Here is a 21,475-nt window from a genome sequence, read left to right as displayed (position 1 = left end):
TTTCTTCGCGTCCTTCGCGTCTTCGCGGTTCGTTTCCCCCAAAAAATCTTCTTAGCAAGTCCTGATAAATATCATTTCCTCACTACAAACCTGTTTAAAATTAAAGTCAGTCACCACTTACCGATCGCTCTTAGTCGGACTTGCAAGTGCCACAGTTCCATAAACAGAAATTCCCGAATCTTTCAATATTTGAATTGCCGACTTCACCGTAGTACCGCTAGTGTAAATATCATCAACTAACAAAACTCGATCGCGCGGGAGACGGCGGCGAAAATCTTTCCCCAAACTTAAAGCATCTTTCATTTCCGCTTTTCGCTGCTGTGGTGTCAGAGCGAATAAAGCCTGAGTATTTTTCACCCGCTCCAAACCGTGCCGCTGCAAAGGCAAACCAGTCAACTCGCAAAAACTTTCCGCCAAAAGTTCCGCTTGGTTAAAACCGCGCTCCTTGACCTTTTCTTTGTGCATGGGAATCGGTACAACTGTTAGATTGTCAATAGCTAATTCGGGATAACTCAGCCAAGCTTCTGCCAGCCAGCCGCCGAGAGGTTTGGCTAATTGCGGATTGCCTTCATATTTCAAAGCTGCGATCGCCCGTTTGAGAGTTCCGCCATACTCGCCCCACACAAAAACAGGCTGCTGTGAATCCCAAAATCGACCGGGATCGGCTAACTGACATCGCTGAAGTTGCTTGTGGCAGTAGGGACAAAACTCTTCGGCAGCCGATCGCTGACAAAGAGGACAGTTAGACTTAAGAAATAGATTGACAAAAGATTTGACTAATCCCGTCCATTTTCGCTTGTTCATCCTAAAATTGTGGTAAGTGATTAATGGGAAAAACTATCAAAATTCAATCAGTTTCTAAGGACAGGCTCCCAGCGTGACAAACCTCTACTGGCTAGACAAAATTCAACTTTCAGACCGAGATGCAGTGGGAGAAAAAGCATTTTACTTGAGCTGTTTACTCGCCCAAAATCATCCCGTTGTACCGGGTTTTGTCGTGCCGGCTAAAACATTTTGGCAGTTTTTGGAGTCGATCGACTGGCTAGAACCGCTGTTTGCTGACTGGCCGCACTCTTCGCTACACTTGAATGTCGATGAACCGAGACAACTGCAATCGATCGCCCGCAGCATCCGCCACCAAATTCTCGCCACCAAATTGCCAGATGCACTGCTATCGGGCCTAGAGTCTGCGGTTAGTCAACTAAACTCCAACTCCAAAGCCTTAATTTTTCGCCCTTCCCTAACTTCCCGGAGCCCCAAAACAGCCGGAATCCTGGAATCTCACGCAGTACGCGCCGAACCAGAAGCCATTGAAGCAGGACTCAAACGAGCTTGGGCAGAAATGTTCAGAGCCCGAAGTCTATTTTACTTCCAGCGGTGCGGTTTGAGGATACAGGAAATCAATCCCGCAGTTTTGGTGCAGTCACTTCAAGGAGCTCGCGCGGCGGGCGATGTGAAAACGAACGCGGGTGCAGCGTGGGAAATCCAAGCCACCAGCGGTTTAGGAATGTCCCTCGCTAGGGGAGAAACTATCCCCGATTACTATGAAGTGCAGCCGGAAACAGGCGCGGTTAAATTCCAGAGGCTGGGTTACAAAACATTAGCATACAATCTCAAAGCTGATGAAGGAGACCAGACAAAAAAATCACTGATTGAGAATTTTAAAGGCAGCCAAATTGCAAATTCTGCATTTCTAATTCCTGATTTTGCTGACAGTTGCCTGGAAGTTTTGGCGCTGGGCGAGGAATCACAAACTGAATATGTTTTAGAGGAATCGCAACTGCAAAAAATTATTGAATTGAGCAATAAAGTTGTCGCAGAATTTGACTCTGATTTAATTTTGCAGTGGACAATCAGCGAGACAGAAAACAATGACGAACCGCAGTTTTATTTTACTCAAGTTCGTCTTTTGAAAGGGAAAAAAATCGCGTCGGTACGGGAAAATGCGATCGCCCCAGCCAGAATTCCGGCAATTCTCAGAGGTTTAGCAGCCGCATCAGGCAAAGCCGAAGCAATTGCCCAAGTTATGACGAATTCTCACCCAGAAAACGCGGAATTCTTAGCCGGAGGCATTTTGGTAGCGCAGAAAATCGAGCCGCATTGGCTGCCTTGGCTGAAACTTGCTGCTGGGGTGGTTGTGGAACAAGGAGGCATGACAGGACACAGCGCTATTTTAGCGAGAGAATTGGGGATTCCTGCCGTTGTGGGAGTTGCTGGGGCCACGAGGGCGATCGCCTCGGGCGATTGGGTGTTGGTAGACGGCGATAGCGGACAAGTTTTTGCCACCGCCGAACCAGATGGCGATCGACTTCGGGAACTAGAAAAAAATCCAGAAATTTACACTACAGCAGCAGAAATGTCAATAGCCAATTATCAATCTTCAACATCAGATCGATCGTCCAATCCCGCATCTCAACCTCGACGGGCTGAATTTGCCGAATCAGTTTGGGGCGCGCCAACGGCGACTCAACTGCTAGTTAATGTCAGCCAAACGAGTTCGATCGATCGCCTCAGAAATCTGCCAATCGACGGCATCGGATTGCTGCGATCGGAATTGATGGCATTGGAAGCTTTGGACTGCCAAAACCCCAAAGTTTGGCTGCAAAACGGCCAACAATCGGAATTTGTCTCGCGCATGGCGGATTGTCTCAGTTTATTTGCTGCTGCGGTGGCGCCGCGGCCGATATTTTATCGCTCCCTCGATTTGCGCGAATCTGGTACCCAGGGCAGTTTCAGTTATACCTTTGAACCGGAGTTATTTGATTGGGAACTGTGCGTACTTAAAAAAGTCTACGACTCAGGTCATACAAATGTCAATTTAATTTTACCTTTTGTGCGCTCTGTGGACGAGTTTGCCTACTGCCGCCAGCGCTTAGAAACAATTTGGAAAAAGCGGCCTCCGGAGTTTCAACTGTGGATGATGGCGGAAGTTCCTTCGGTATTATTTTTATTGCCAGATTACGTAAAAGCTGGGGTTCAAGGAATTTCTATCGGCACCAATGATTTAACTCAATTTCTGTTAGGCATTGACCGCGAATCCGAACAGGTAGCAGGTGGTTTCAAGGGGCGCGATCGAGCAGTGATGAGGGCGATCGAACAATTGATCGGACAGGCCAGGGCTGCGGACATTCCTTGTTCGATCTGCGGCGACGCCACCGCCTTGTATCCTGAGACAGTTGACTCCTTGGTACGGTGGGGTATTTCGTCTATTTCGGTGAATGTCGATGCTGTAGAACAGACTTGCAGGGCGATCGCCCGCGCCGAACAGCGCCTGCTCCTAGAAGCCGCGCGATCGATCGTTAATAATTAAAAAGTTTGGCGAACCCAGCACAAAAATTATTATTCCGATGCAAACAGCAACAATATTTAATCATGATTACAAAAACCCGGTTTCTGCATAGATATATCACCCTCAATCCTTGATTTTTTCGGTTATACTGGAATACAGTTTATTTAAGACCGATCTCCCTGGCACACCCCTAAAAAAGGGGGGGACAAGAATATTCTCAAAGTCCCCCGACTATCCGGGGGATTTAGGGGGAACTCCGGGCAATAAACTGAACCGTATTTGGTTATAACGGGTTTGGGAACCTAAGTCCTAAATTAAAAACATCCGATTTTCAAGCTAAGATAGAAATATCACTAACGCTTTAACCTAGGTAGAAACAATGAAATCAAAAATTATTACAACCGCAGCAATACTTGCCGCCCTCGGCTGTCTGAATCCCCATCCAGCATTATCTCAACCTGCAACAGACGGCGGGATGAAACCTGGATTTTGGCAACCTCAAGCGCAAGTTGACACTACTCGCAACGTTACCCTCAGACTGTTAAATCAAACGGGATTAAACCTAGAATACGGCGAATCAGGTGTTGGCTTGTCATCCTTGCCCGTTGGAGCCAGCAAAAACATCCTTGTTCGTGTCAGCAACCGCACCGCCGACATTGCCAATATTCCGATTAATGTTCAAGGAGGAACCACAACTTTAAAATACGATTATACCGTTGACGCCAAGCAAAACCTGGTGACGATTCGCATCACCACATCAGACGGCCGCAACAGACAAGATCGGTCAGTTTATATTGACGAAAAAGGCAGAGTTTACTCTTTCTAAGACTGACGCTCATTAACCCAATTTCTCCTCATAAATCTTGGTTTTAGTAGCGAGGTATCCGAGAAGAAATCGGGTTTTCCGACTCTAATTCGTCAATTTTGTGTTTATCAAAAAGTATGAATCAAGTGCAGCCCCTTGCCATCGCAGGCATTTATGAAGTGTGTATCGGCGTTACCGATGCGGTTCCACAAATTCAATATTGGGAGCAATTTGGATATCGCATCGGTCAAATCGGAGAATTATCGGCATCTGCTGCTGGCGAATTGTATGGAGTTCGTTCAAAAGTGCGCTCTGTGCGACTCGATCACCAAGATGCAGATCACGGATTAATTCGGTTGATGGTTTGGGAAAAATCTACCAACGACGGTTTGGAAATGTTGTCAATGAAGGTAAAAGGCAACCGCTGGGCTACTACTTTAACTGCTGATTTGTTGAATATTCTCAACCATGCCGAAGATGCCCAGTCCGCCAATTTGCCTGTCAAATATACCTCTCCCCGCTGGGAGGTTATTTACAACAAAGAGCGAAAAGCACGTCCTTTTATCGGGGCGGCTGTCGGCGTGCGCGAGATGATGCTTTTGCAGCCTTTGACTCGGCAAGTTTTTTTTCAAAGATTCAATTATGCGCTTCCCAATTATGGGAAAATTGATGAAAATGCTTTTTTCAAAACGAGTCAAATTACCCACATGGGCATGATAATTCAAGATGACAGCAAAGAAACATTGTTGTTTTATGAAGAAGTTCTGGGGTTGATTCGCGCCCGCGACGATGTAGAAACTACTTTTGAATCTTCCCTCGCGGGAAGGGAGATTTTCGATCTTCACCCGGGCGAAAAATTTGTGGTGACGGCTTTTGATGACCCGCGAGCGTCAAAAACAGATTTTGCGGCCGCGCGATCGGGTAGACTGTATATTCTGAGGTTCCCGAGTTCGATCGCACTGGGCGATCGATTTAATCACGCGAATCCCGGCTGTTTGGGAATGTCGCTGTACACCTATCGAGTGTCTAGCATCGCAGAATATTTTCACCGAGTCAAAGCCAGCAACGCACAAAAAATCACCGAAATAGTCCCCAATGAATTTGGGGAACCCAGTTTTTCCTTCACCGCTCCTGACGGATATTTCTGGACATTGATAGAATCAGGTTCGCAGTGAAGACTAGACTTGAATTGCATAAATCTTTGATTAATACAGGAACCGCAGATTTCAAGCAGATGAACACAGATAAACGCAGATAGTTTCAAGATAATTTGTGAATGAATGCAATGCAAGTCTACTTTAGTCCTCGGATTTTAAGGACTAAAGTGGTGACTGCGAACCAATTTTCTGCTGTTATAGGCTTATACTTCTGGTGCTGGGAGAGGGAATCTTTCACCCGCCAGATAAGCGTCAAAGTTCTGTTTAAAATAAATCCAAGAAGTCATATCTTCCACATCTAATTGCGATGGCGGCGCATCTTTATACAAAGGGATGCGATTCCTAATTTCATCTTGCAGCAATTGAGGTAAATCTGTCCAACTCTTGACTTTGGAACCAGTAGCGCTGTAAATCATGTTACCCGGCAGATTTCCCATTTTCATCCACGCCAGCCACGGCCCGATTCTATCCCAACTCAGAATTACTTGAGAAACTGAAACAAGTTCGGGATTTAATAATTCCGGTGTGGGCACTGTCAGCTTAAATAATTCCGCTGCTTGATAGATGGGATTTGGACTGTAATCAACAAATCTCCCATCGTCAGCTAAAGGATTGGGATAGTTAGGAAATAAATCAAAGCTAAAAGTCGTAATTTCTGCATCTACTTTCGCCGGGAAAATTCCTTTAAAATTACCTTGGACGGGGTTGTTAGCAACGTGAGCAACCGTCAGGGTTTCTCCTGTCCAAGGATTCTCCCATTTGTGGAGAATTTCTCCGCTGTTGGGGTCGAGATAGTACGTTAGTTCTCGCGAGGTAAATTTCCAACCGCCATCGCCGTCAGCAATACACCTGCTTGCACTCATGCCAACTATTTTGAACAAGCGCTTTTTCGGTTCGTTGGGCACAAAAGAGTAAATAGCACCGTTCCAGGTGAGAAATGTGGCTTCACCGTCTAGGGAACTGCGCGTTTTCACCCATTCCTTGGCATCAAATTCTTGTACTAAAACCATACCGCAGGCTCCTTTCATTCAGTTGACAGTTGACAATTGACAGTTGACAGATGAGGGCGACCTCTACCTCGAAGGAAGAGGATGGGAGTAATGAATAATCTGATTTTAATTTTTGCCTACAAGGGTTCCAGCTTTAAACCAATTTTTTCTGGTAAATGGTCGATGTTTTTGTGCAGCGGATTTGACATGGCACCGGCAAAATCAACTGCTAGCAATTCGGAGCTAGTTGCACACTGGCGCATCAGGTGGGTTCCGAGAAAATGTCAACCGCCGCATCGCGAATTAATATCCGCTGTTCCTGTTCATACCTGCGCCTCGATTTCCCTCTTCTTTCGGTTTAGCTTTGTTCACTCGCAGCGGGCGCCCCATCCACTCTGCACCGTCTAATCCGGCAATTGCAGCGTCTTCTTGGGCATCTTCGATCATTTCCACAAATGCAAAACCGCGCATCCGACCGGTTTCCATGTCGGTAGGTAAGACAACTCGCTTGACCGTGCCGTATTCTGCAAATACTGCTTTTAGGTCTTCTTCGGTGGCGCGGTAAGACAGATTTCCGATATAAATAGTCATGTCGATCGAACTGAACTTGTTTTGTTACATATAATAACCTGTTAATTTTACTGTCAAGTGCCATCTAGCTTACAACGCGGGCGATCGCACCTGAGTCAAAGGGCTTGTCACACTGACAAGCCCTTTGTACTGACTGCAATAGTTAGTGCTTTTGCTTAGTCGATCGAGATTGACTGAGGCCCGGTGCTTTTAGCGTTGGTGGCTTCGGCGGAAGGAGCAGTGTAGGAAGTTGAACCTGCTTGATCGTCGATCCAGCTTCTAACGGGATCTTCGTGAAGGTTGAGTCGAAGCAGGCCTGAAAAAAATCCGCCCGCAAAGGCGATCGGCTGTTGCATCAATTCTTTGACCACTGGGATGAGTTCGTCGAGGAACATTCAAGAGTCTCCTTGTGCTGCTGGGGTTCTCTCTTTACTGTACCGTTTGTACGGAGATGCTGGCAGCCGCCGACAAAAAACTGGCGCTGTCACCGCTCTTCGATGGGCTAGGCGGCAATTTTTCGGCTAATGGCCTACAATGCTAATCTAGTTTGTTTACAAAATTTTATGTGCCGTTTGCTTGGCTACCTAGGCGAGCCGATTTTACTTGATTCTCTTCTGTACAAGCCGGAACATTCGCTAATTGTGCAGAGTTACGAGCCCCGCCAAATGACTTCGGGCGTGGTTAATGCTGACGGTTTTGGCATCGGTTGGTATCACCCGCACCTAGATACTGACCCGTTTACTTATAAAAATGTACAGCCTATTTGGAACGACATCAATCTTCCGAGTATCAGCCGGTACGTTGAATCAAAATGCGCGATCGCCTATGTTCGCAGTGCAACTTCAGGACAAGCTCTAGATTTGAGCAACTGTCAGCCGTTTGTGCACGATCGCCTGTTATTCGTACACAACGGTTTTGTGCAGAATTTTCGCAAAAGTCTTTACAGACCAATTCGCGATCGCCTGTGCGATACCGTTTATCAATCAATTAACGGCACTACAGATTCAGAGCACATTTTCGGCTTATTTGTCAATGAATTAACAGCGGCAAATCTGACCCTAGAAACTGCTTTGCAAAACTCCCTGAAAACCTTGGCAGAGCTAGCAAACGCTCAGCAAGTAGAATTTTCAGCTAATATCATTATCAGCGACGGACACCAGCTCGTTGCCTCTCGCTTTGCTTCCCCAAAAACCCCTCCTTCCCTTTATTGGCTACGGGACGATCTAAATTTCCCCAATTCTGTCATGATTGCTTCTGAGCCTTTATTTGTTGGCAATTGGCACGAGTGTCCAGCCCAAAGCATTATCAGTACCGGAGTAGACGGTGATATCGAAATCTATCCAATCTTGTAAAGAGGCAATTTATCGCGATTTGCAGCAGTGTCGCCGCGGCACTTTTAAACTATTTGCAGACATCGATTGCGATACTTTTTGCCGCCAAGCTCATCCAGATTTCAGTCCGGTTGGCTGGCACTTAGGTCACATTGCTTATACTGAGGATTTGTGGCTGTTGCAGCGGTGTGCTGGGTTGAAACCCGTTTTTCCTGAGTATCACAAACTGTTTGCTGCTGATATTTTGCCGAAAAAACAACGGGTTTTTTTGCCGTCGTTCCCAGAAGTTGAATTGTATCTGGATGCGGTGAGAAAAAAGGTGTTAGATTATTTGGAAGTTGCACCGCTCGACCAGCAAGAACGTCTCTGGCGGTTTATTATTCAGCACGAAAGCCAGCACTGCGAAACGGTGGCTTTTGTGTTGCAAATGCACTGTCAGGAAGGTTCGGCAGCGAGCAATGTGCGGGATTTAACGGATGTCACGGATAGAAGAAGATTAGCAACGGATTTTGTAGCGGATGTAACGGATGTAACGGATAGAAGCAAAGAGGAAGAAGGAAGATTAATTACTGATTACCGATTACCCATTACCAATTCCCAATTACCCATTACCGATTCGGCGATCGCAATTGCGGGCGGGGAATTTTATATGGGAAGCGATGCTGCTGAGGCTTTGGATAATGAGCGATCGCGCCACTTGTGCTATTTAGAAGCATACGCGATCGATCGCTATCCCGTCACTTGCGCTCAATACCGAGATTTTATGGCATCCGGCGGCTATCAGAACCCTGATTGGTGGTCTGCTGAGGGCTGGGAATGGCAAAAAGTTCATTTAGTCGATCGCCCGCTTTACTGGTCAGAAAATCCAGCTTTCAACAACCATCCAGTTTGTGGCGTTAGTTGGTACGAAGCCGAAGCCTACTGCAACTTTGCCGGCAAGCGCTTACCATCGGAAGCCGAATGGGAAAAAGCCGCGAGTTGGGATGCGGAAAATCAAACCAATCGCACCTATCCTTGGGGAGAATCACCGCCAAATGCCAGCCTGTGCAATCATAGCAATCATCTTGCCAGTACCTCGCCCGTTGATGCCTTTCCAAAGGGAGCGAGTGCGATCGGCTGCTGCGATATGTTGGGCAATGTTTGGGAATGGACAGCTTCCACCTTTGACGCCTATCCGGGATTTGAAAGTTATCCTTACAGGGGATACTCGGAAGTTTATTTTGATGGAGAACACCGGGTTTTAAAAGGCGGGAGTTGGGCGACTTTTCCTCAGGCAATGCGATCGACTTTTCGGAATTGGTACTATCCGGGCGTGCGGCAAATTATCGCTGGTTTTCGCTGCGCTATAACTACAATCACATAGGTTCGTAGTGAGGAATGCGAGTCCTCTAATTTTATGCGGACTAAAGTCCTCACTACGAACCTGGAAAATTTATTGTTTAAATACAAATTTAATTTATAGTAAATATTAGACAATATTTGTTTGTTAAACACCAAAAATTTCCCCCTGTAAAAATACTAGCTTAAAAAAGGTTTGTAAATGATTTAATGATTTACGTTGATATTTGTTGAATTTTAATTTGCGGATGCGATCGCCATCTGGTGAGAAAATACAGAACGGAGATCGGCATGAAAAATCTAGCTTGAGCGCGATATTTGGCAACGCGACTGTGTGTTATACCCATTGGTGCATCTTAATTTTACTCTATGAAATCCCCAAGACTGTCCGACACGACAAGCCCAGCCTCAACCAAGCAAAACCGACTGCACTTAGAGCGCCTGGTGAGCGCAGCAGCACCCACACCCGCAGAAATCAATGCTGGCAGCGATGCAGTTAGTGGGTTGACTCAAAACCCCAAATCCCTGCCTCCCAAGTATTTCTACGACGATCGCGGCTCGAAGCTGTTTGAGTTGATTTGTCAGTTGCCGGAATACTACTTGACGCGCACTGAGACGGCGATTTTGCAGGGTTGCGCGGGGGCGATCGCAAATTTGACGGGCCCGTGCGAAATCGTCGAACTCGGCAGCGGCAGTTCCACCAAAACCCGGATTCTCCTCGATGCTTACAGCCAACGGGAATATCCCCTGCACTATTTGCCGATCGACATCAGCCCTACTATCCTAGAAAGCAGCGCTTGTCAACTATTGGCAGATTATCCATCACTTCAGATTCACGGACTTGTCAGCACTTACGAATTAGCCTTAGCTAAAATTACCCCGTCGCCGCTGCCAACCCGAATGATTTGCTTTCTCGGCAGTACCCTCGGCAATCTCAACCATCGAGAATGCGATTTATTCTTCTCGCAAGTTGTCGGTGCATTGCAGCCCGGAGAGTATTTTTTGCTGGGAATTGACTTGGACAAATCTAAAGATATTTTAGAGCCCGCCTACGATGACAGTCAAGGAGTGACGGCAGCATTTAACTTGAATATGCTGCGGCATTTAAATCGGAGGTATGAGGGAAATTTTGATTTGGCACAGTTCGAGCATTGGGCTTTTTACAATCAAAAGGAATGTCAAATTGAAATGCACTTGAGAAGTAAGAAAGCGCAAACCGTGAACTTACGTACTCTGAATTTAACGGTGGAATTTGCTGCTGGAGAAACTATCCGCAGCGAAATTTCCCGCAAGTTTAATCTCAATACTGTGCAGGAAGAACTTTCGCAGCGTGGTTTAAAGCCGGTGCAAGTTTGGACAGATCCAAATCAGTGGTTTGGCTTGATGCTTTGTCAGTTGACAGTTGACAGTTGACAGTTGACAGATGACAGCTTGCCCTGAGCTTCTCGAAGGGTTGACAGTTGACAGTTGTCATTAGTCATTAGTCATTAGTTGAGAAGTAGGAACGTAGTACGCACCAGTTTAGTTTTTTACCCTCATAGGTGAATCCTGAAGTAATAATTCAGAAGTTAATGGATGCACTTACGACCTCAGAAACCGGGTTTCTGGCGATATTTCTCGTTACTCAACCCAAAAATTGTAGAAACCCGGTTTCTTTCCCTCGCTAATGTCAACTGTCAACTGTCAACTGTCAACTGTCAACTATCAACTGTCAACTGTTAACAAATCGGGCGCTGTCCGGGTTTTACGGCGTGAATGTACTCGCTGCCCGATGTCGGCCATCCCCGCTTGTAATAGGCTTCCTCCGGCTTCCCCCAGCCCAACTGCAACAAAATTTCCAGAAAATCCAACTTTTCCCACTTCGAGAGACTCGCCCATTCTGTGCGCTGGGCTACAGCCTCTACATCGATAGGCTCGATCGATCTAAAATCCTTCCCGCTGTTAATACTCAAATACAAATCCATCCCCGCAGTTACCCGCTGCCAGAATTCCAACATAGCAGTCTTAGCAGCCTTCAGCGTTATCAAATCAATCGGTAGAGCGATTAATTCGTCATTGACGGCCGGATAGCGTAGAGTATTGCCTTTAACCGTCATTTCCCGCCAGACAATCCCAGAAACTTGATGTTCCCGCTGGTATTCGTGCACGGCAGCCTTAAAATTTTGATAAGCAGTGAACTTTTGAACGCCCTCAGATTTGAGAAAGCGATCGATCACGGGGTTCCCTGTAGCATCCGTTTCAGTCAAATTGAGGCGTCGCCCGTGCAAGCAGGCTTGGCGCTCTTCCTCGAGGATTTTAATGAGTTGGGCCGTGCTGTAGAGCTTGGACATCTTTATTCAGGCAAAATCTATTGATTTGCGGGTCTGGCTAGTTTTGTCAGCTAATTTTTAATAAAGATTGTTTTTTTTTGAGCAATATCACTTTTGCGGTTATTGTAACTTTTCTTTTTGCTTAATTCTAGTTAGATAGTTTACAGGAGTTGGGCCCAGAAATCCCGAAAGCTTCTTGAAAAAAGGAGTTAACAGGAGACCTAATCGCCAGTTAGGCTGTCCGCTGCGCTGCGGGCGTAAGTAAATCCACTTAATTAAATCTAAAATACCGATCGCGCTCAAGCTGGTTGTGTATCTCTTCTTTTTATGCTGAGCGAAGCCGAAGCACCTTCTTCCTTCTCTCCCAGATAACTAAAGCCTTCTTCCTTCTACCTTCTACTTACCTCGCGGGATTTTGCCCCAAAAACAAAGCCCCCTCGGAGGAGGGGGCTAAATTGACTTAGAGGTTTGGGAGTTATCTTTGACGAGTCGAACAACCCGAAAAAAACATCAGCATTCGCACCTGCTGTCAACTACCAAAATTCTAATTTTCAGTCTGAAAGCTTAGTAGCGTCGTGAAGAGCGATCCTTGTCGCCCCAGCCACCGCCGCCACCGGAGGAGCGTTTGTTGTCTTCGCGAGGTTTGGCTTTGTTGACTTTCAAGTCGCGGCCCATCCACTCAGCACCGTCTAGGGCTGCGATGGCTGCTGCTTCTTCTGCTTCGCTTGCCATTTCGACAAAAGCAAAACCCCGCATCTTGCCTGTTTCCCGATCCATTGGCACTTGGACACGGCTGACAGTACCGTACTCGGCAAATACTTGGCTGAGGTCGTCTGATGACACCTCGTAGGAAAGATTACCAACGTAAATCGACATAAAATCTCTAGAATCCTTAAGGTGCAGAGAGTTAGATTCGGAGATAGGCTTGTAAATAAACACCAACAAACTACGCAACCGAATTTAATTCTTGAATAATTACTATAACATGAAGCCAGCAGAATCAGCAATTAGTTGTCAGAATTTTCTATTTAGGGTACTGTTGGGAAATCTCCGACATCAAGTGTTCTTGATACTCCCCAGGGCTGAAGCCACGGGGATTCTTGAATGAATCCGAAAACTCTCAAAGGCGTTATCAAAGCACCTCGCTTTCGCTCAAAACAACTACCACACTTTCCTGTTGAATTGCGATATTTCCCAACAGCGCCACCGAGTGACTCGGATCGGGAATCAGGGGCGGTTTGTTTCCCAGCATTCCCTCAGCGGTAATCAACTGTCAACAGTCAACTGTCCCAGGTCAACTGTCAACTGTCTTACCATTTTCCTGGGATGGCGTTTTTGAGTCTCAATTCTTCTCGACTGACTAGAGCTTCGTAGTAATCGGGTTTGATTTCTAGGGCGACTCCGTAAGAGCTAATGGCGTCTTGAGTCCGCTGCAATTTTTGCAAAACGTCGCCGCGCTGCGCCCAAGCTTCCCAGTTGTCGGGCTTGAGTTGAATAACTTGGTCAAAGGCGACGAGTGCTTCGGAATGGCGCTGCATTTTCCCCAGCACCAGGCCTCGCTGCACCCAGCCTTGATAGTTGTCCGGCCAGATAGTAATTGCTCGATCGTAGGATGCTAGAGCTGGTTCGTACTGCTCCAAGTTTGACAGGGCGTTGCCGCGTTTCAACCAAGCTTCAAAACTGTCTGGCACGATTTTAATGACGCGGTTGTAAGCTGCGACGGCTTCTTCGTAACGCTGCAATTTTTCCAGGGCTGCGCCTTGCTGCAAACCTACTTTTGAGGTGATTTCTGCTTCGGAACTCAGAGAGATTACTTTATCAAAACAGGCGATCGCTTCTTCGTATTGCTGCAATTTTTCCAGAGCTTCGCCTCGCGCATTCCAAGCTTCTAGAAAATTACTCTCAATTTGTAGGGCATTGCTGTAAGCGATTATCGCATCTTTGTAGCGTTCCAATTCTGCTAGGGCGATGCCTCTACCCAGCCAAGCTTCGGGGAAATTCGGATTGATTTGAATGGCTCGATCGAAAGCAGCGATCGCCCCTTCGTAATCTCTCGATTCTGACAGTGTTTGACCGCGCCCGATCCATGCTTCGGGATAAGCAGGATTAATTTTAATCGCGCGATCGAAACAAGCGATCGCGCCATCGCGCCACTGGTGTCTCAGGGCCATGCCTTTATAAAACCAAGCTTCGCAGTCGTTGGGTTGCAGTTGCAGCACGCGATCGTAAGCTGTGACTGCTTCTCCGTATTTGTGCAATTTTGCCGAAGCAATGCCGCGATTGAACCAAGCCAGACTGTTTTGTGGTTGCAGTTGAATGGCGCGATCGTAAGAAGTTACAGCTTCAGCGTAGCGTTCCGCCTTCATCAGAGCCAAACCTCTGTTCAGCCAAGCTTCCCAGTTAGTGGGGACGAGTTTGAGGGCGCGCTCGTAGGCGGCCACGGCCTCGGCGTAGCGCTCCGCTTGCAGCAACGCGCTGCCTTGCCGGTACCACATCGCGGGCAAATTTGGATGAATTTGGGTGGCTTTTTTGTAACAGCTTGCTGCTGCATCCCATTGTTGCAATTCTTCTAAAACTCTGCCCCGCTGATACCAAGCTTCGTGCTTTTCGGGGTTGATTTGAATTGCTCGATCGAAAGCGGAGATCGCCTCTGAGTGATTTTGCAAACCTAAGAGTGCTGTCCCGCGCAGCATCCAAGCCCAGTATTCTTCCGGAATAATCGCGATCGCTCGATCGCAGCAGGCCACGGTTTCTGCGTAGGAGTGCAGTTGCTTGTAAGCTTTGCCCAGATTCAGCCACGCCCTGGCCCAGTCCGGCTTAATTTGCACCGCTTTTCCGTAGCAAATGATTGCCGCTTCGTACCTTCCCGATGCGTACTGTCTGTTGCCCCGATCGTAATCTGGAAATGCTGCCAAAATTCTTAAAATCGGCGGCAGCAGAGCTGGTTGGGGGTTTGAGGAGTTTTCTGTGGCCGAAGTCGAGAGGTCTGGCATACGCCTTACATATAAAAAATTTAGTGGGATAACAAGCTGGCGGTCTTATATATTAACTTACGCTTTTGTTAACTCGCTGTTGTGCAAGAAACCAACTTATCATATCCGTTCTGCTGCCACTCATTATTTTTACTTAACTATCCTTGATTATATATGTATAAAATTTGGCAGCGGTTTTACTTTCGGTACAGGGCTGTACAATAGGGTCGGGACACATACAAATATGTCCTCATCCAGATTTCAAACCAAATTTTATATGCTCGTTCTGCACGCGCTTTTAGATTTCACGGACTGCTTTGCCGACTGTCATTCGGGGGCGATCGACTCTGGCCCCAGTTATTGCTACGAAGGCTGTTGTCCTGAAAGCGGCGAACTGCTGAGACTGCCCCGCACTCGGATGTCTGAGGAAATCGCCCGGGGTTTGATGCAGTACCTGGCTGCTGACGATTTCTACGATCGCGAAGGCAAGATGTACGGCATATTGCTGGTGGAGATGCCTTGGGGAGAGCTGCGGATACTCAAAGCATTTTCCGGGCTGCTCAACGGTTGCAGCGTTGTTGACGGCTGGGTGCCGCCGATTCCGGGACGATCGCGAGTTGCATTCGAGGAAGCCCGCACGGTGGCTCAACTGGAGACGATGAAACAGGAACTTATTTTACTCAATCAACTCCCGCAGCGACAAGAGTATGAAGCTTTATGTGGCGAGTTTGAATTGCAATTGCAAGTTTTGAAGGCGCGCCACAGCAATTGCCAGCAGCAGCGATCGGAAAAACGCCAGTTACTGTGTCAAACTCTGGCAGCAGGAACACTGGAAATTGCGATCGAACAACTGAATCAAGCCAGCCGTTTGGAGGGAATTGAACGCAGGCAATTGAAACGGCAGCGGGATGAAATATTGCAGCCGCTAAAACTATTAATAGAAGCTGCTGACGAGCGGATGCGGGGGCTGAAACAGCGGCGAAAAGAACTTTCCCGCGAACTTCAGGCGCAGATGCACGTGGCTTACACCCTGGTCAATTTTTTGGGAAAATCGCGATCGCTCCAGGAATTAATGCCAGCTAATTCTATTCCCACTGGTACCGGCGACTGCTGCGCCCCAAAATTGCTGCACTGCGCGGCAGTACACAATTTGAAACCGCTGGCAATGGCTGAGTTTTGGTGGGGGCCGCCATCCGGTGATAAGATTCAGGGAGAATTTTATGGCGCTTGTGGCGATCGGTGTCAGCCATTGATGGGTTTTTTGCTGTCAGGATTAGCTCAAAATCCAAGTATTTCGCAACCGAAAGCTTACCCGGCTTTTTCAGAGCCAGCTAATAGTAAGATTCTGTCAAAAACCGTGTCAAAAACAAGTGTAAATCCGCCTTTTGGGGGCGGGCAAGATGCCCACCCCACAAATCATCAAAATTATTGTGAAACGGGCATCTTGCCCGTTGCAAAAACACCTGTGGCGGAGGCAGAGCCTCAAGATTTGGGCGGGCAAGATGCCCACCCCACAAATCATCAAAATTATTGTGGAACGGGCATCTTGCCCGTTGCAAAAACACCTGTGGCGGAGGCAGAGACTCTCTCTTGGGGCGGGCAAGATGCCCACCCCACAAGCCATAAAAATTATTGTGGAACGGGCATCTTGCCCGTTACCAATCCCCAGCAAATGCTGCCGATTGTTTATGAAGACAAATGGTTGATTGCGGTCAACAAACCCTCGGGGTTGCTGTCAGTTCCCGGCCGTTACTTGGCAAATCAAGATAGCGTGCTGAGTCGCTTGCGGAACTTGTTACCGGACGGGTTAGAACTGACTGCGGTGCATCGGTTAGATATGGGAACATCGGGGATTTTGCTGCTGGCGCGGGACAAAGAAACCGCCAGTCAAATCAGGCAGCAATTTGAGAAAAGGCAGGTTCACAAAGTTTATGAAGCGGTGCTTTCGGGGACTGCGAACAAACAAGTGGGGACTATCGAACTGCCTCTCGCCGAAGACGCGGAAAATTCCCTGCTTCAGCAAGTTGATTGGGAGTGCGGAAAACCCAGCGTTACTCGCTTTCGGGTAATGGCGAAACACGGAAATTACGATCGCCTGGAGTTTTTGCCGTTGACGGGGCGCACGCATCAATTGAGGGTTCATGCGGCGGATGTCCGAGGGTTGGGAATACCGATTTTGGGCGATCGCCTGTACGGATGTCGCGCTGCTGCGAACCGGCTACACTTGCACGCACGGGAACTTGTCTTCGAGCACCCGCAGTTGCGATCGAGGCTCAGCTTACAGGTGGCGACACCATTTTGATCGCACTCGCGATCGCCTGAAAGTAGAATTACAACTATAGGAATCTCAACTCGCCTTTGTTCAGGAAACCTTAAAATGGTACAGACTCCCACTAAAACCCTTACCCTAGAAGAGTTTCTGAAGCTGCCAGAAACGGAACCAGCCAGCGAATACATCAATGGAGGCATCGTCCAAAAACCAATGCCACAAGGAGAACATAGTGCACTTCAGACAGAATTGTCCCCTGCAATCAACTCGGTTGTAAGATCCCAGAAGATTGCACGAGCTTTCTCAGAACTCCGCTGCACTTTTGGTGGGCGATCGATTATACCCGATGTTTCGGTATTCCTGTGGAACAGGATTCCTCGTAAGGAAAATGGCGAAGTGGCTAATGTTTTCTCAATTGCGCCAGATTGGACGATTGAAATTCTTTCGCCCGACCAAAGCCAAACTAAGGTAACGAAAAATATTCTACACTGTTTGAAGCATGGAACGCAGATGGGTTGGCTGATTGACCCATCTGAGCAATGTGTATTTATTTATTTGCGCGATCGACCAACAGCATTTTATGATGAAGCCGATGTACTGTTACCAGTGCCAGAATTTGCGAGAGAATTCAATCTTACTGTTGAAGGTTTATTTAGTTGGCTGCTTGATTAAAACTAATACCATTTCTCAAAAATTTTACTACAAAAAAAGTGTTGGGTTTGTTTACTCAACTCTTTTGTCAGGTGCGTCGCTGTAAGATTGTCGATTTTGTCTGCAATTCGTGCTCTTGATGCACTAGGCAAAGACAATATTTCCTCTGTCAGTTGCTCGATCGACCGCATAGCTCTTGGCAGAATACTAAACTATAAACTTATTTTAACAGTTGAGATCCACAACGTTTCCGCCTATCCTATTAACCTGAGGGTATCTCAAAATATCCAAGCTGCTAGCTCAGCTTTTGAGATGCCCCAAAATCATCAATAGCGGAAGCATTTTTAAGAAAATGGCACAAAATCACAAGTCAACGGTTATCATCACCGGCGCATCCTCCGGCGTCGGCTTGTACGGCGCGAAAGCCCTTGCAGACAAAGGATGGCACGTAGTCATGGCCTGTCGCGACGTGCGCAAAGCCGGAGACGCCGCCCAAGAGTTGGGCATACCTCAAGACAGTTTCACAATTATGCAGATTGACTTGGGCGATTTGGAAAGCGTGCGCCGCTTTGCTCGGGAATACAAGTCAAGCGGCAGGCCTCTAGACGCTTTGGTGTGCAACGCGGCTATCTATATGCCTTTGATTAAGGAACCCCAGCGGAGCCCTGAAGGTTACGAGTTGACGATGACTACCAATCATTTGGGTCATTTCCTGCTGTGCAATCTGATGATGGAGAGTATGAAGCCTTCCTATTATCAAGATGCCAGAATCGTGATTTTGGGAACCGTGACGCACAATCCAGACGAGTTGGGCGGGAAGATTCCGCCGCGCCCGGATTTGGGAAATTTTGAGGGCTTTGAAGCGGGTTTTAAAGACCCGGTTTCGATGGCTGACGGCAAGAAGTTTGAACCCGTCAAGGCTTACAAAGATAGCAAAGTTTGCAACGTGCTGACGATGCGGGAATTGCACCGCCGCTTTCACGAATCCACCGGGATTAATTTCACTTCGCTGTATCCGGGATGCGTCGCGGATACGCCACTGTTTCGCAATCACTATCCTTTATTTCAGAAACTTTTCCCGCTGTTTCAGAAGAATATCACCGGCGGTTATGTGTCGCAGGAGTTGGCGGGCGAAAGGCTGGCGATGGTGGTTGCAGATCCGGAATACAAGCAATCTGGGGCTTATTGGAGTTGGGGAAACCGCCAGAAAAAAGATGGTAAGTCTTTTGTGCAGAAGGTTTCTCCGCAGGCGCGCGATGATGAGAAAGGCGATCGGATGTGGGAGTTGAGCGCTAAGTTGGTGGGTTTGGCTGATGGATCTCAAATGGGTGCTGCTAGTGCGGGCGTTTCTGCATAATTCCAAATAAGACTTGGCGGTTGAAACCTAGTCTGCACATGGGTTTGTAGTGAGGACTTCAGTCCGCAATCAGAAGGACTAAAGTCCTCACTACGAACCTTTACAAATCTCTGGTTTTACGATCGCCCAAACCGATTATTTGAGGATTTGCGATCGACTTACACGATATTTTTCGGATCTGCACCCCGTTGCTGCGTAAGTTTTGGCGGATCAACTAAAAGCTCGATCGACCTTTTGGTTTTTAACCGTTCCACAACTTTTGGTGGCAGGGGCTGTTGCTTTCTTTGCGGTTAAGATTGATTTTAAGCTGAGGGCGATTCATTCCTGAAAATATTGGCACCCCATTATTAGAGAAAATAATTATAGCCTATGAATTGTCGATCGCAAAAACTATTTTTAATCGCGGGAATGTTTGGGTTAGTTTGGTTGGCCAAACCAACCCAAACATTCGCTAGCACCGTTGACATTTTGACCTCAAATGTGGAGGATTTGGCAGCAGTCAGCAGCGGAGCCGATCGCGCTTTGCTTCCCACCAACACCGATATCAGCCGCCGCGAAGACTTGACAAACGCTGACGAGAAAACGCAGTTACCTGCGTCTGCTCCCGAATTGCAGTCGCAAACGGCAAATTCGGTCGATCGCACATTAGACACAAAAGCTCAAGAAACCGCGCTTTCTCAACCCGGTAAACAACTAGAAGAAAGTATTGACACCAAAAAAACGGGTTTAGATGCCGATCGAGATTCGCAACTGAGCCAACTGCCCAACCCAATTCAACCGAGAGAGCCGGAATTACCCGCACCAACAGCACCGCAACCTCCGCCGCCGTCTCCCCTCCAACCCAGCGTCCCAATACCAGTTCCCGGCGACATGAGACCGGGGATTCCGGGTACAATTAGGGTCTCGCGCTTTGAATTTGAGGGGAATACAGCCTTTAGCGATCGCGAACTCGCAGAAGTTACGCAACAGTTTGCGGGGCGCGAAATCACCTTTGCCGAACTGATCGCAGCAGAAGCGGCTGTGACTCAAAAATACGTAGCAGCAGGATACATCAATTCCGGCGCTGTAATTCCCGCTAACCAAACCTTTCCGAGAGAAGGAGGTGTGGTGAAAATTCGGATTATCGAAGGCGGATTAGATGCAATTGAGATTAGTGGAAACAGGCGCTTAAATGCAAATTACGTGCGATCGCGCCTAGAGCGCGCTACCAGACGGCCCCTGAATCGCGATCGGCTGCTGGAAGCCTTGCAAATGCTGCAACTCGACCCCTTAATTGCCAATGTTTCCGCCGAATTGCAAGCCGGAAGCCGCCCGGAAAACAGCCGTTTAGAAGTGCGGATCAAAGAAGCAGACAGCCTTAGCGGTGAAGTGTTTGCAGACAATAATCGATCGCCCAGCGTCGGCAGTTTTCGGCGCGGTGTGCGCGTCAATCAAGCGAATTTGCTCGGTTTGGGCGACGGGTTAGAGGTATCCTATGCTAACACCGACGGCAGCAACGAATTCAACGGCAGCTACACAGTCCCCGTCAACGCGCGCAACGGCACGATTCGGTTTGCTGCGAGTGCGGCGAGCACCAACGTGATCGAGCAACCCTTTGATGGTGCTGGAATCGAGGGAAAATCGCGGACTTACGAGTTAACTTACCGCCAGCCGATTGTCGAAAAGCCCGATCGCACTTTGGCTGCGGGAGTGACATTTTCGCGGCAAGAAAGCGACACATTCCTGTTGGGGGAAAGATTTGCGCTGTCGGCGGGAGCAAACGAGCGCGGCGAAACGCGGGTTTCGGCGGTGCGGTTTTTTCAGGAATACGTGCAGCGGAATACCCGACAAGTGATCGCGGCGCGATCGCAGTTTTCTGTCGGTACTAATTTTTTGGGCGCTACTGTGAATAACAGCAGCCCAGACAGTCGCTTTCTGTCGTGGCGCGGACAAGCCCAGTATGTGCGGCTGCTAGCGCCGGAAACCTTGCTGATTGTGCGTTCCGACATTCAATTAGCCGATCGCCCGCTGCTTTCCCTCGAACAAATCGGGATCGGTGGCGTGCAAAGTGTGCGCGGATATCGCCAAGATTTGCTGTTAACTGATAGCGGTGCGATCGCATCTGCGGAAGTGCGAATCCCGGTGTGGCGGGTGCCGAAAGTCAAAGGATTGTTACAAGTCGCTCCGTTTGTCGATTTTGGGGTAGGCTGGAACCATTCAGGAGAAAAACCGAATCCTGACTCTGACAAACTGCTGGGTGCAGGTGTGGGGCTGATTTGGCAAATGGGCGATCGGTTGAATGTGCGTCTAGATTATGGTATTCCTTTGATTAATGCTCGATCGTCGGGCGATCGAACTTTCCAAGAAAAAGGCATCTACTTTCGGATTAATTATTTTCCCTTCTAGCTATTAGAAAGCGACAACAATAAAAATAGGTTCATAGTGCGGACTTTAGTCCG

General features: G+C 47.9%; 19 protein-coding genes. 10 read left to right on the top strand and 9 right to left on the bottom strand.

What is annotated here, in order from left to right:
- Positions 1–117 precede the first annotated feature (117 nt).
- Positions 118–804, bottom strand: a complete 687-nt coding sequence (locus QUB68_RS22610) for a ComF family protein (protein ID WP_332996647.1) — start codon at positions 802–804, stop codon at positions 118–120.
- Positions 805–877: 73 nt separating this feature from the next.
- On the opposite strand from QUB68_RS22610, the gene QUB68_RS22605 reads away from it, so the two are divergent.
- The 3 genes from QUB68_RS22605 to QUB68_RS22595 all read left to right on the top strand — a co-directional run bounded on the left by QUB68_RS22605 (position 878) and on the right by QUB68_RS22595 (position 5,269).
- Positions 878–3,310, top strand: coding sequence for a putative PEP-binding protein (locus tag QUB68_RS22605; RefSeq protein WP_332996645.1), 2,433 nt, complete (start codon positions 878–880; stop codon positions 3,308–3,310).
- Positions 3,311–3,668: 358 nt separating this feature from the next.
- Positions 3,669–4,115: a hypothetical protein gene (locus QUB68_RS22600; RefSeq protein ID WP_332996643.1), complete on the top strand. Its 447-nt coding sequence runs from the start codon at positions 3,669–3,671 to the stop codon at positions 4,113–4,115.
- Between the two features lie 116 nt (positions 4,116–4,231).
- A complete protein-coding gene (locus QUB68_RS22595; protein ID WP_332996640.1) occupies positions 4,232–5,269 on the top strand; it encodes a VOC family protein in 1,038 nt (345 codons plus the stop codon).
- Between the two features lie 185 nt (positions 5,270–5,454).
- On the opposite strand, the gene QUB68_RS22590 is transcribed toward QUB68_RS22595, so the two are convergent.
- From QUB68_RS22590 to QUB68_RS22575, 4 genes are all read right to left on the bottom strand, one after another.
- Positions 5,455–6,261, bottom strand: coding sequence for a DUF1838 domain-containing protein (locus tag QUB68_RS22590; protein ID WP_332996639.1), 807 nt, complete (start codon positions 6,259–6,261; stop codon positions 5,455–5,457).
- A 116-nt stretch (positions 6,262–6,377) separates the two neighbouring features.
- The gene (locus QUB68_RS22585; protein ID WP_332996637.1) at positions 6,378–6,503 is read right to left on the bottom strand and encodes a hypothetical protein; all 126 of its coding nucleotides are present in this window, start codon (positions 6,501–6,503) and stop codon (positions 6,378–6,380) included.
- Between the two features lie 40 nt (positions 6,504–6,543).
- Positions 6,544–6,831, bottom strand: a complete 288-nt coding sequence (locus QUB68_RS22580; protein ID WP_332996635.1) for an RNA recognition motif domain-containing protein — start codon at positions 6,829–6,831, stop codon at positions 6,544–6,546.
- A gap of 155 nt (positions 6,832–6,986) precedes the next feature.
- The gene (locus tag QUB68_RS22575) at positions 6,987–7,205 is read right to left on the bottom strand and encodes a hypothetical protein (RefSeq protein ID WP_332996634.1); all 219 of its coding nucleotides are present in this window, start codon (positions 7,203–7,205) and stop codon (positions 6,987–6,989) included.
- A 168-nt stretch (positions 7,206–7,373) separates the two neighbouring features.
- On the opposite strand from QUB68_RS22575, the gene egtC reads away from it, so the two are divergent.
- From egtC to egtD, 3 genes are all read left to right on the top strand, one after another.
- Entirely contained in the window at positions 7,374–8,162 is a 789-nt protein-coding gene (egtC, locus tag QUB68_RS22570; protein WP_332996632.1) for an ergothioneine biosynthesis protein EgtC, read from the top strand.
- Positions 8,134–9,504 carry an ergothioneine biosynthesis protein EgtB gene (gene egtB / locus QUB68_RS22565; protein WP_332996630.1) on the top strand — a complete coding sequence of 457 codons (1,371 nt, stop codon included), beginning with the start codon at positions 8,134–8,136 and terminating at the stop codon, positions 9,502–9,504. Before egtC ends, egtB begins: the two co-directional genes overlap by 29 nt.
- Before the next feature lie 344 nt (positions 9,505–9,848).
- Positions 9,849–10,892, top strand: coding sequence for an L-histidine N(alpha)-methyltransferase (egtD, locus tag QUB68_RS22560; protein WP_332996627.1), 1,044 nt, complete (start codon positions 9,849–9,851; stop codon positions 10,890–10,892).
- Between the two features lie 305 nt (positions 10,893–11,197).
- On the opposite strand, the gene QUB68_RS22555 is transcribed toward egtD, so the two are convergent.
- From QUB68_RS22555 to QUB68_RS22540, 4 genes are all read right to left on the bottom strand, one after another.
- Positions 11,198–11,809, bottom strand: coding sequence for a hypothetical protein (locus QUB68_RS22555; RefSeq protein WP_332996624.1), 612 nt, complete (start codon positions 11,807–11,809; stop codon positions 11,198–11,200).
- A gap of 543 nt (positions 11,810–12,352) precedes the next feature.
- A complete protein-coding gene (locus QUB68_RS22550; protein WP_332996623.1) occupies positions 12,353–12,664 on the bottom strand; it encodes an RNA recognition motif domain-containing protein in 312 nt (103 codons plus the stop codon).
- Between the two features lie 256 nt (positions 12,665–12,920).
- A complete protein-coding gene (locus QUB68_RS22545; protein WP_332996619.1) occupies positions 12,921–13,058 on the bottom strand; it encodes a hypothetical protein in 138 nt (45 codons plus the stop codon).
- Between the two features lie 40 nt (positions 13,059–13,098).
- The gene (locus tag QUB68_RS22540; protein ID WP_332996618.1) at positions 13,099–14,781 is read right to left on the bottom strand and encodes a tetratricopeptide repeat protein; all 1,683 of its coding nucleotides are present in this window, start codon (positions 14,779–14,781) and stop codon (positions 13,099–13,101) included.
- Between the two features lie 256 nt (positions 14,782–15,037).
- Here QUB68_RS22540 and QUB68_RS22535 point away from each other — a divergent pair, with 256 nt between their 5' ends.
- From QUB68_RS22535 to QUB68_RS22515, 4 genes are all read left to right on the top strand, one after another.
- Entirely contained in the window at positions 15,038–17,062 is a 2,025-nt protein-coding gene (locus QUB68_RS22535; RefSeq protein WP_332996617.1) for an RluA family pseudouridine synthase, read from the top strand.
- A gap of 75 nt (positions 17,063–17,137) precedes the next feature.
- Positions 17,138–17,701 (top strand): Uma2 family endonuclease, encoded by a 564-nt coding sequence (locus QUB68_RS22530; protein WP_332996615.1) that lies wholly within the window; start codon positions 17,138–17,140, stop codon positions 17,699–17,701.
- 331 nt (positions 17,702–18,032) lie between these two features.
- On the top strand, positions 18,033–19,037 hold the full coding sequence (locus tag QUB68_RS22520) for a protochlorophyllide reductase (protein WP_332996612.1): 1,005 nt from the start codon (positions 18,033–18,035) through the stop codon (positions 19,035–19,037).
- Between the two features lie 369 nt (positions 19,038–19,406).
- Positions 19,407–21,422 (top strand): ShlB/FhaC/HecB family hemolysin secretion/activation protein, encoded by a 2,016-nt coding sequence (locus QUB68_RS22515; RefSeq protein ID WP_332996610.1) that lies wholly within the window; start codon positions 19,407–19,409, stop codon positions 21,420–21,422.
- The last annotated feature ends 53 nt before the right edge of the window (positions 21,423–21,475 follow it).

The organism is Microcoleus sp. A006_D1 (assembly GCF_036702805.1).
Lineage (GTDB): Bacteria > Cyanobacteriota > Cyanobacteriia > Cyanobacteriales > Microcoleaceae > Microcoleus.
Note: the sequence above shows the minus strand (reverse complement) of the source record. Positions and strands in the feature narration are given on the sequence as shown.

Coding starts and splice junctions, on each gene's coding strand:
- QUB68_RS22550 (WP_332996623.1), bottom strand. CDS start 12,664: ATGTCGATTTACGTTGGTAATCTTTCCTACGAGGTGTCATCAGACGAC.
- egtC (WP_332996632.1), top strand. CDS start 7,374: ATGTGCCGTTTGCTTGGCTACCTAGGCGAGCCGATTTTACTTGATTCT.
- QUB68_RS22585 (WP_332996637.1), bottom strand. CDS start 6,503: ATGCGCCAGTGTGCAACTAGCTCCGAATTGCTAGCAGTTGATTTTGCC.
- egtD (WP_332996627.1), top strand. CDS start 9,849: ATGAAATCCCCAAGACTGTCCGACACGACAAGCCCAGCCTCAACCAAG.
- QUB68_RS22595 (WP_332996640.1), top strand. CDS start 4,232: ATGAATCAAGTGCAGCCCCTTGCCATCGCAGGCATTTATGAAGTGTGT.
- QUB68_RS22600 (WP_332996643.1), top strand. CDS start 3,669: ATGAAATCAAAAATTATTACAACCGCAGCAATACTTGCCGCCCTCGGC.
- QUB68_RS22555 (WP_332996624.1), bottom strand. CDS start 11,809: ATGTCCAAGCTCTACAGCACGGCCCAACTCATTAAAATCCTCGAGGAA.
- QUB68_RS22580 (WP_332996635.1), bottom strand. CDS start 6,831: ATGACTATTTATATCGGAAATCTGTCTTACCGCGCCACCGAAGAAGAC.
- QUB68_RS22540 (WP_332996618.1), bottom strand. CDS start 14,781: ATGCCAGACCTCTCGACTTCGGCCACAGAAAACTCCTCAAACCCCCAA.
- QUB68_RS22530 (WP_332996615.1), top strand. CDS start 17,138: ATGGTACAGACTCCCACTAAAACCCTTACCCTAGAAGAGTTTCTGAAG.
- QUB68_RS22590 (WP_332996639.1), bottom strand. CDS start 6,261: ATGGTTTTAGTACAAGAATTTGATGCCAAGGAATGGGTGAAAACGCGC.
- QUB68_RS22575 (WP_332996634.1), bottom strand. CDS start 7,205: ATGTTCCTCGACGAACTCATCCCAGTGGTCAAAGAATTGATGCAACAG.
- QUB68_RS22610 (WP_332996647.1), bottom strand. CDS start 804: ATGAACAAGCGAAAATGGACGGGATTAGTCAAATCTTTTGTCAATCTA.
- QUB68_RS22535 (WP_332996617.1), top strand. CDS start 15,038: ATGCTCGTTCTGCACGCGCTTTTAGATTTCACGGACTGCTTTGCCGAC.
- QUB68_RS22515 (WP_332996610.1), top strand. CDS start 19,407: ATGAATTGTCGATCGCAAAAACTATTTTTAATCGCGGGAATGTTTGGG.
- QUB68_RS22520 (WP_332996612.1), top strand. CDS start 18,033: ATGGCACAAAATCACAAGTCAACGGTTATCATCACCGGCGCATCCTCC.